The sequence below is a fragment of the Streptomyces sp. SolWspMP-5a-2 genome, from assembly GCF_900091845.1.
Taxonomy (GTDB): Bacteria; Actinomycetota; Actinomycetes; order Streptomycetales; family Streptomycetaceae; genus Streptomyces; species Streptomyces doudnae.
Genome location: NZ_FMCI01000197.1, coordinates 1 through 9,063, shown reverse-complemented (window position 1 = coordinate 9,063; position 9,063 = coordinate 1). Strand labels below are relative to the sequence as shown.

The following is a 9,063-nucleotide window of genomic DNA, read 5'->3' as shown; positions in this document are numbered from 1 at the left end:
GAGCGCCGTCCCCGCGTCCCAGGGCGCCCCGGCAGGGGAGCCGCGCTCCGCGCCAGCCGCAGCAGCGCCTCCAGGTCGCACCCGGCGGCGACCGCGGCCCCCATCGCCGCCACCGCGTCCCGCGCGTCCCGGCCCCGCTCGGCGACCGGCACCAGCCCCAGGTGCCGCGACGGCGTCTCGACCTGCGCCGCCCGCCGCAGCACCCCGAGCACCGGCACCCCGACGGAGTCCAGCGCCTCGCGCAGCAACGCCTCGTGCCGGTCGGACGCCACTTTGTTGAGGATCACGCCCCCGATCCGCACCTCGGGGTCCCAGGTGGTGAACCCGTGCACCAGCGCGGCCACCGACCGCGACTGCGACGAGGCGTCCACCACCAGCACCACCGGCGCCCGCAGCACCTTCGCCACCTGCGCCGTGGACGCCAGCTCGCCTTCCCCCGCGGCCCCGTCGAACAGCCCCATCACGCCCTCGACGACCGCGACGTCGCACCCGCGCGCTCCGTGCGCGAACAGCGGCCCGAGCAGCTCGGGCCCGCACAGGTACGCGTCGAGGTTGCGGCCGGTCCGCCCGGTGGCGAGCGCGTGGTACCCGGGGTCGATGTAGTCGGGCCCGACCTTGTGCGGGGAGACGGCGAGGCCGCGCGCGGCGAACGCGGCCATCAGGCCGGTGGCGACGGTGGTCTTGCCGCTGCCCGACGAGGGAGCGGCGACGACCAGCCGGGGAACGGAACCACTCACCACTCGATGCCCCGCTGGCCCTTCTGCCCCGCGTCCATCGGATGCTTGACCTTCGACATGTCGGTGACGAGGTCCGCGAACTCCACCAGCTCCGCGGGGGCGTTGCGCCCGGTGATCACCACGTGCTGCTGCCCAGGACGTTCCCGCAGCACCCGCACCACCTCGGCGGTGTCGATCCAGCCCCAGTGCATCGGGTACGCGAACTCGTCGAGCACGTAGAGCCGGTAGGTCTCGGCGGCCAGGTCGCGCTTGACCTGCTCCCAGCCCTCCCGCGCCTTCTCCTCGTTGCTGACGTTGTCGCCCTGCAGCTCCCGCTGCACCCAGGACCAGCCCTCGCCCATCTTGTGCCAGGCGACGGACCCGCCCTCGCCGGAGTCCCCGAGCACGCGCAGCGCCCGCTCCTCCCCGACCTTCCACTTGGCGGACTTGACGAACTGGAACACCCCGATCGGCCAGCCCTGGTTCCAGGCCCGCAGCGCGAGCCCGAAGGCGGCCGTCGACTTGCCCTTGCCGATCCCGGTGTGCACCACGACCAGCGGCCGGTTGCGCCGCTGACGGGTCGTCAGACCGTCGTCGGGCACGACACTCGGCTGTCCCTGCGGCACTAGGCTGCCCTCCTCGTTCCCTGAACGTCCCTGACCAGACCGGCGATCGAGTCCGCGCGCAGCTCGTCCAGCGTCACCGCGACCCCGTCGAGACCGTCCGCGAGCCGCCCCGCGAGCCCGAGCCGCACCGGCCCCGACTCGCAGTCCACGACGACGCAGGCGGTGCCGTCGGCCGCGAAGAGCCGGGCCGCGCGCTCCGCGAGGGCGACCGGCTCGGGCCCCCCGGTGGCCCGCCCGTCGGTCACCACCACGACCAGCGGGCGCCGGGCCGCGTCCCGCAGCCGCTCCACCCGCAGCACGTCGTGCGCCTTCAGCAGCCCGGCCGCCAGCGGCGTCCGCCCGCCGGTCGGCAGCGACTCCAGCCGGACCGCCGCCGCGTCCACCGACGACGTCGGCGGCAGCGCGAGCTCCGCGCCCGAGCCGCGGAAGGTCACCAGACCCACCTTGTCCCGCCGCTGGTACGCGTCGAGCAGCAGCGACAGCACCGCGCCCTTCACGGCGCCCATCCGCTGCCGGGCCGCCATCGACCCGGAGGCGTCCACCACGAACAGCACGAGGTTGCCCTCGCGGCCCTCCCGGGTCGCCTGCCGCAGATCGTCCCGGCGCACCACGAGACCGCGCCCCGACCGGCCGCGGGCCCGCTGGTGCGGCGCCGCCGCCTGCACGGTGGCCGCCAGGTGCAGCTTCGTCAGCGCGCCCCGGGGCCGCCGCGCGCCGGTCGTGCGGCCGTGCTCGGTCCTGGCCCGCGACCGCCGTCCGGCCGCGCCCTCGCCGATCCCGGGCACGCTCAGCACCTTGGTGCGGAACGGCTCGGAGGCCCGCGCCGGTGTCCGCTCGCCCGAACCGGCGTCGGCGGGCCGCTCCCCGCCCTCCTCGCCGGCGCCGGGCTCCGCGGCCCCGTCGTCGTTGCGGGGGCCGTCGTCGTCCGGGGCGGGCCGGCCGCCCCCGCCGCCGGGCCCGTCGTCGGGGTCGGGCTCCTCGCCTTCGCCCCGGCCCTCCCCGGAGAACTCCTCCAGGGTGTCGTCGAGCTTCTCCTCGTCCAGCCCCGGCGCGTCGAAGGGGTTGCGGCGCCGCCGGTGCGGCAGCGCCAGCAGCGCGGCCTGCCGGACGTCCTCGGCGAGCACGTCGACCCGGCCCGCCCAGGCGGCCAGCGCGGTCGCCGTCCTGGCCATCACGATGTCCGCCCGCATGCCGTCCACCTCGAACGCCGCACAGGTCGCCGCGATCTGCCGCAGCGCCCCGTCACCCAGCCGCACCGACGGCAGCAACTCCCGCGCGGCGACGATCCGTTGCCGCACCGCGGCCTCCTCGTCCGCCCACCGCGCGGCGAAACCGGCCGGGTCGTCGTCGTGGGCCAGCCTGCGCCGGACCACCTCCACCCGCTGGTCGGGCTCGCGGGACGCGGCGACCTCGACGGTGAGCCCGAACCGGTCGAGCAACTGCGGCCGCAGCTCGCCCTCCTCGGGGTTCATGGTGCCCACGAGCAGGAACCGCGAGGCGTGCCGCACCGAGACGCCCTCGCGCTCCACGTACGACGCGCCCATCGCCGCCGCGTCCAGCAGCAGGTCGACCAGGTGGTCGTGGAGGAGGTTCACCTCGTCGACGTAGAGGATGCCCCGGTGCGCGTCGGCGAGCAGTCCGGGCTCGAACGCCTTGACGCCCTCGGCGAGCGCCCGCTCGATGTCCAGGGCGCCCACCAGCCGGTCCTCGGAGGCGCCCACCGGCAGCTCGACCATCCGCGCCGGACGCGTCTCGGACGCCCCCGGCCCGTGCGGTCCGTCCGGGCACGCCGGGTCGGGGGCGCCGGGGTCGCAGGAGAACCGGCACCCGGCGACCACGTCGAGCGCGGGCATGAGCGCGGAGAGCGCGCGCACCGCCGTGCTCTTCGCGGTCCCCTTCTCGCCGCGCACCAGCACCCCGCCGACGGCCGGCGAGACGGCGTTCAGCAGCAGCGCGAGCCGCAGGTCGTCCTGGCCGACAACAGCCGTGAACGGGAACGGTGTACTCACTTCTCGTCGCCCTCCAAGTCGCCTTCGAGTTCCAGGTAGGTGGCGCGCAGCCGCTCCAGCGTCTCCGCGTCCGGCTCCGCCCACAGCGCCCGGTCGGCCGCCTCCAGCAGCCGCTCGGTGATCCCGCGCAGCGCCCACGGGTTGGACTTCTTCATGAACTCCCGGTTCTCCGGGGCGAACACGTACTCCGAGGCGAGCCGCTCGTACATCCAGTCGTCGACCACGCCCGCGGTCGCGTCGTAGCCGAACAGGTAGTCCACGGTCGCCGCCATCTCGAAGGCGCCCTTGTACCCGTGCCGCCGCATCGCCGCCATCCAGCGCGGGTTGACCACCCGGGCCCGGAAGACGCGGTGCGTCTCCTCGCCCAGCGTGCGCGTCCTGATCTGGTCGGGGGTCGCGGAGTCGCCGACGTACGCCTCGGGGCTCTCGCCGGTCAGGTGCCGCACCATGGCGACCATGCCGCCGTGGTACTGGAAGTAGTCGTCCGCGTCGACCAGGTCGTGCTCCCGGGTGTCGACGTTCTTCGCGGCGACCGCGATCCGCCGGAACGCCGTCTCCATGTCGCCCCGGGCCGCCCGGCCGTCGAGCCCGCGCCCGTAGGCGTAGCCGCCCCAGACCGCGTACACCTCGGCGAGGTCGGCGTCCGAGCGCCAGTTGCGGGCGTCGATCAGCGGGAGCAGGCCCGCCCCGTACGCGCCCGGCTTGGAGCCGAAGATGCGGGCCGTCGCGCGCCGCCGGTCGCCGTGCTCGGCGGTGTCCTCGTCGGCGTGCGCCCGCACGTAGTTGACGTCGGGCGCCTCGTCCAGGTCGGCGACCGCCCGCACCGCGTCGTCGATCAACCCGACGACGTGCGGGAACGCGTCCCGGAAGAAGCCGGAGATGCGGACCGTGACATCGATGCGCGGGCGCCCCAGCTCCTCGGCCGGGACCACCTCGAAGCCGGTGACCCGGCGCGAGGCGTCGTCCCAGACCGGGCGGCAGCCGAGCAGCGCGAGGATCTCGGCGATGTCGTCGCCCTGGGTGCGCATCGCGGACGTGCCCCACACCGTCAGGCCGACGGACTTCGGGTAGGCGCCGGTGTCCTGTACGTAGCGCTGCACCAGCGAGTCGGCGAGGGACTGGCCGACCTCCCAACTCAGCCGGGAGGGAATGGCCTTGGGGTCGACGGAGTAGAAGTTGCGGCCGGTCGGCAGCACGTTGACCAGACCGCGGGTGGGCGAGCCGGAGGGACCGGCCGGGACGTAACCGCCGTCCAGGGCCTTGAGGATGTGCCCGATCTCGTCCGAGGTGCGGGCCAGCCGCGGCACCACCTCGGCGCACGCGAACTCCACCACCGCGACGGCGTCCGGGAGTTCGGTGCCCAGCACCTCGCGCACCAGCGGCGCGCTCTCGGCCGTCGCCCAGCCGCGCGCCTCCATGCCCTCGGCGATCCGGCGGCAGAGCCGCTCCAGCAGGTCGACGGCGTCGGCCGCGCTCCTGGCCGGTCCCTCGACCAGCGCGGTCAGTTCGGCGGGCACCTTCACCTGGGCGCCCGGCGCGGCCAGCAACTCCTTCTCGACCAGGCCGAAATGGGCGGCGAGGGCGGCGCGCAGCCCCGGCAGCGCGTCGGCCTGCCCGCCCCACACCTGGGAGGCGCGCAGCACCGCGAGGACCAGGTTGACCCGGGGTTCGCCGACCGGCCCGCCGCCCAGGACGTGCAGCCCGTCGCGGATCTGCACGTCCTTGATCTCGCACAGGTAGCCGTCGATGTGCATGACGAACTCGTCGAAGTCGCCGTCGTCGGGCTGCTCGTCGACGTGCAGGTCGTGGTGGAGCTCGGCGGCCTTGACCAGCGTCCAGATCTGGGCCCGGACGGCCGGTGCCTTCGACGGGTCGAGGTCGGAGACGAGCGCGTACTCGTCGAGGAGCTGCTCCAGCTTGGCGAGGTCGCCGTAGGTGTCGGCGCGCGCCATCGGCGGCACCAGGTGGTCGACGACGGTGGCGTGGCCGCGCCGCTTGGCCTGGGTGCCCTCGCCGGGGTCGTTGACGATGAACGGGTAGACCAGCGGCAGGTCGCCGAGGACGGCGTCGGGGGCGCAGCCGCCGCTGAGGCCGAGGCCCTTGCCCGGCAGCCACTCCATGGTGCCGTGCTTGCCCATGTGGACGATCGCGTCGGCGCCGAAGCTGTTCTCCAGCCAGCGGTAGGCGGCCAGGTAGTGGTGCGAGGGCGGCATGTCGGGGTCGTGGTAGATGGCGATGGGGTTCTCGCCGAAGCCGCGCGGCGGCTGGATCATCACGACGACGTTCCCGAACCGGAGGGAGGCGAGGACGATGTCGTCGCCGTCGACGTAGAGGCTGCCGGGCGGTTCGCCCCAGGCGGCCACCATGCCCTCGCGCAGGCCGGGTTCGAGCGTGTCGAACCAGGCGCGGTAGTCGGCGAGCGGCACCCGGGCGGGCGCGGAGGCGAGCTGTTCCTCGGTGAGCCACTCCACGTCGTGGCCACCGGCCGCGATCAGCCGGTGGATCAACTCGTCGCCGTTGTCCGGGTAGTCGGTGAGCGCGTACCCGGCGCCGCGCAGCGCGTCCAGGACCTCGACGGCGGAGGCGGGGGTGTCCAGGCCGACCGCGTTGCCGACCCGGGAGTGCTTGGTGGGGTAGGCGGTGAAGACGAGCGCGAGCTTCTTCTCCGCGTTCGGCGTGTGCCGCAGCCGGGCGTGCCGCACGGCGATCCCGGCGACCCGCCCGGCCCGCTCCGGGTCGGCGACGTAGACGGGGACGTCGTCGGGGCCCTGCTCCTTGAAGGAGAACGGCACGGTGATCAGCCGCCCGTCGAACTCCGGGATGGCGACCTGCATCGCCGCGTCCATGGGGGAGAGGGCCGCGTCGGAGGCCTCCCAGGCGCTCTGCGACGAGGTCAGGCAGAGGCCCTGGAGCACCGGCACGTCGAGGTCGGCGAGGGCGCCGACGTCCCAGGCCTCCTCGTCACCGCCGGCCGACGCCTGCGAGGCGTGCGTGCCGCCCGCGGCGAGGACGGTCGCGACGAGGGCGTCGGCGCGGGTGAGCAGCCGGTACAGCCCGGGGTCGGCGCCGCGCAGCGAACCGCAGTACACCGGGAGGGCGTTGGCGCCGCGCGCCTCGACGGCGTCGCACAGGGTGTCCACGAAGGCGGTGTTGCCGCTGAGTTCGTGGGCGCGGTAGAAGAGGACGCCGACCGTCGGGCGGCCCTCGACGAACGGGCGCTCGCCGTGCACCCCGAACTCGGGCATCTTCAGGGGCTCGTCGAAGCCCTCGCCGGTCAGCAGCACGGTGTCGGAGAGGAACCGGGCGAGTTCGGCGAGGTTGGCGGGGCCGCCCTCGACGAGGTAGCGCAGCGCCTCCGCGACGACTCCGGCGGGCACCGACGACTCGGCCATCAGCTCGGCGTCCGGGACGCTCTCGCCGCCCAGCAGCACGGTCGGCACCCCGGCCGCCGCGAGCGCGGCGAGCCCGTCCTCCCAGGCGCGCTTGCCGCCGAGCAGCCGCACGACGGCGAGATCGGCGCCGTCGAGGAGCGCGGGCAGCTCCCCGGCTACGTCCACCCGGTTCGGGTTGCCGATGCGGTAGTCCGCGCCGGAGGCACGGGCCGCCAGCAGGTCCGTGTCGGCGGTCGACAACAACAAGACAGTGCTCATGCGGGTGCTCCCGGGGGGATGAAGGGCAGTCCTTGCGGCGCTCCCGACTCGATGAGCCGCCAGAGCGCGTCCGTGTCCGCGTGCTGTTCGATCAGGTCGCCGAGCCGGTCGAGCTGCTCCTCGCGCAGCGCGGCGAAGGAGGTGTCGGGCGCCGGCACGAAGCGGCGGCCCGCGGCGGCGGCCACCTCCCGCAGGAACGCCCGCCGGAAGCCGTCCGACTCCAGCGAGCCGTGCCAGTGGGTGCCCCAGACGGAGCCGGCCCGGCAGCCGTCCAGGAAGGCGTCGCCGCCGGTGACCTCGGCGACCCCGTGGTGGATCTCGTACCCCTCGACGGGCTCGCCGAGGGCCTCACCGGTGGGCCGGGCGAGGGTCTTCTCGCGGGCGAACCGCACCCGCACGGGCAGCAGTCCGAGGCCGTCGACCCGGCCGCGGCGGCTCTCGACGTCGTCGTCGATGCGGTCGCCGAGGAGCTGGAAGCCGCCGCAGATCCCGAGCACCGGACGGCCCCCCGCGGCCCGCGCGGCGAGCGCGTCGGCGAGCCCGCGCTCGCGCAGCCACTCCAGCGCCCGCACGGTGCCGCGGGTGCCGGGGACGACGACGAGGTCGGCGTCGGCGAGGTCGGCGGGCCGGTCCACGAACCGCACCACGACACCGGGTTCGGCGGCGAGCGCGTCGACGTCCGTGAAGTTCGACATCAGCGGGACCGCGCAGACGGCGACCCGCAGGACGTCCTCGCCGAGCGGCGGCGCGAGGTCCGACTCGCGGAGCGGGCCGCGCAGCGACACCGCCATCCCGTCCTCCTCGTCGATGCCGAGCCCCGGCCTGAACGGCAGCACGCCGTACGTGCGCCGCCCGGTGAGGCCGTGCAGCATGTCGAGGCCGGGCTCCAGCAGGGAGACGTCGCCGCGGAACTTGTTGACGAGGAACCCGGCGACGCACGCCTGGTCCTCGGGGGAGAGCAGCGCGACCGTCCCGAAGAAGGACGCGAAGACGCCGCCCCGGTCGATGTCGCCGACGACGAGCACGGGCAGCCGCGCGTTGCGGGCGACGCCCATGTTGACGATGTCGGTGCGCCGCAGGTTGATCTCGGCGGGCGAACCGGCGCCCTCGCAGATCACCGCGTCGTGCCCGGCGCGCAGTTCGGCGAGGCAGTCGAGGACGGTGCCGAGCAGCCGCTCGCGCCGCCCGCCGTGGTAGCCGCGCGCGCTCATCTCGCCGACCGGCCTGCCCAGCAGGACGACCTGGCTGCTCTGTTCGCCGCCCGGCTTGAGCAGCACGGGGTTCATCAGCGCGCTCGGTTCGACCCGGGCGGCCTGCGCCTGCATGGCCTGCGCCCGGCCGATCTCGGCGCCCTCCCGGGTCACGAAGGAGTTGAGGGACATGTTCTGCGCCTTGAACGGGGCGACCTTCACGCCCTGGCGCACCAGCCAGCGGCAGATCCCGGCCGTCACGACGCTCTTGCCCGCGTCGGAGGTGGTGCCGGCGACGAGCAGCCCGCCGCCGTTCACGACCGGCCCCCCGCGGCCAGCAGCCGGGCGGCCGCGCAGACCCCGAGGGCGAGCAGGCCGACCCGGCGGGAGAGCCGTACGGCGCGTTCGATGTCGGGGACGGCGACGGGGCGCCCGGCGCCGTTGAGGACCGGCCGGTGCTCGACCCGGCCCGCGTAGGAGAGGGTGCCGCCCAGGCGCACCCCGAGGGCGCCCGCGAACGAGGCTTCCACCGGGCCCGCGTTGGGCGACGGGTGCCGTTCGGCGTCGGCCCGCCAGGAGCGGAGGGCGCCGCGCGGGTCGTCCCCCGCGGCGGCGGCGAGGACGGCGGTCAGCCGGGCGCCGGGCCAGCCCGCGAGGTCGTCGAGGCGGGCGGAGGCCCAGCCGTAGCGGCGGTGCCGGGGCGAGCGGTGGCCGACCATGGCGTCCAGGGTGTTGACGGCCCGGAACCCGAGGAGCCCGGGGACCCCGGCGGCGGCGCCCCACACCAGCGCGCCGACGACGGCGTCCGAGGTGTTCTCGGCGACGGACTCGACGACGGCGCGGGCGACCTGGTCGGCGTCCAGCGCCTGCGG

Annotated in this window: 5 protein-coding genes and 1 pseudogene; all 6 read right to left on the bottom strand. The window is 75.2% G+C overall.

The window, feature by feature from the left end; genetic code table 11:
- Positions 1-740: pseudogene (locus GA0115242_RS19890) on the bottom strand (cobyrinate a,c-diamide synthase); the annotation flags it as partial.
- Entirely contained in the window at positions 734-1,342 is a 609-nt protein-coding gene (gene cobO, locus GA0115242_RS19885; protein WP_093830334.1) for a cob(I)yrinic acid a,c-diamide adenosyltransferase, read from the bottom strand. The pseudogene GA0115242_RS19890 and the gene cobO, both read right to left, overlap by 7 nt.
- Positions 1,342-3,351 carry a putative cobaltochelatase gene (locus GA0115242_RS19880; RefSeq protein WP_093830332.1) on the bottom strand — a complete coding sequence of 670 codons (2,010 nt, stop codon included), beginning with the start codon at positions 3,349-3,351 and terminating at the stop codon, positions 1,342-1,344. Before GA0115242_RS19880 ends, cobO begins: the two co-directional genes overlap by 1 nt.
- The gene (gene cobN / locus GA0115242_RS19875) at positions 3,348-7,001 is read right to left on the bottom strand and encodes a cobaltochelatase subunit CobN (RefSeq protein WP_093830330.1); all 3,654 of its coding nucleotides are present in this window, start codon (positions 6,999-7,001) and stop codon (positions 3,348-3,350) included. The genes GA0115242_RS19880 and cobN overlap by 4 nt, the downstream gene beginning before the upstream one ends.
- Complete coding sequence (locus GA0115242_RS19870) at positions 6,998-8,509, bottom strand: cobyric acid synthase (RefSeq protein WP_093830328.1); 1,512 nt, start codon at positions 8,507-8,509, stop codon at positions 6,998-7,000. The genes cobN and GA0115242_RS19870 overlap by 4 nt, the downstream gene beginning before the upstream one ends.
- On the bottom strand, positions 8,506-9,063 hold a 558-nt coding region (locus GA0115242_RS19865), incomplete at its 5' end, for a CobD/CbiB family cobalamin biosynthesis protein (RefSeq protein ID WP_141721674.1). The genes GA0115242_RS19870 and GA0115242_RS19865, both read right to left, overlap by 4 nt.

Bases quoted from the DNA above. Each gene is read 5' to 3' on its own strand.
- cobN (WP_093830330.1), bottom strand. From the start codon at position 7,001: ATGAGCACTGTCTTGTTGTTGTCGACCGCCGACACGGACCTGCTGGCG.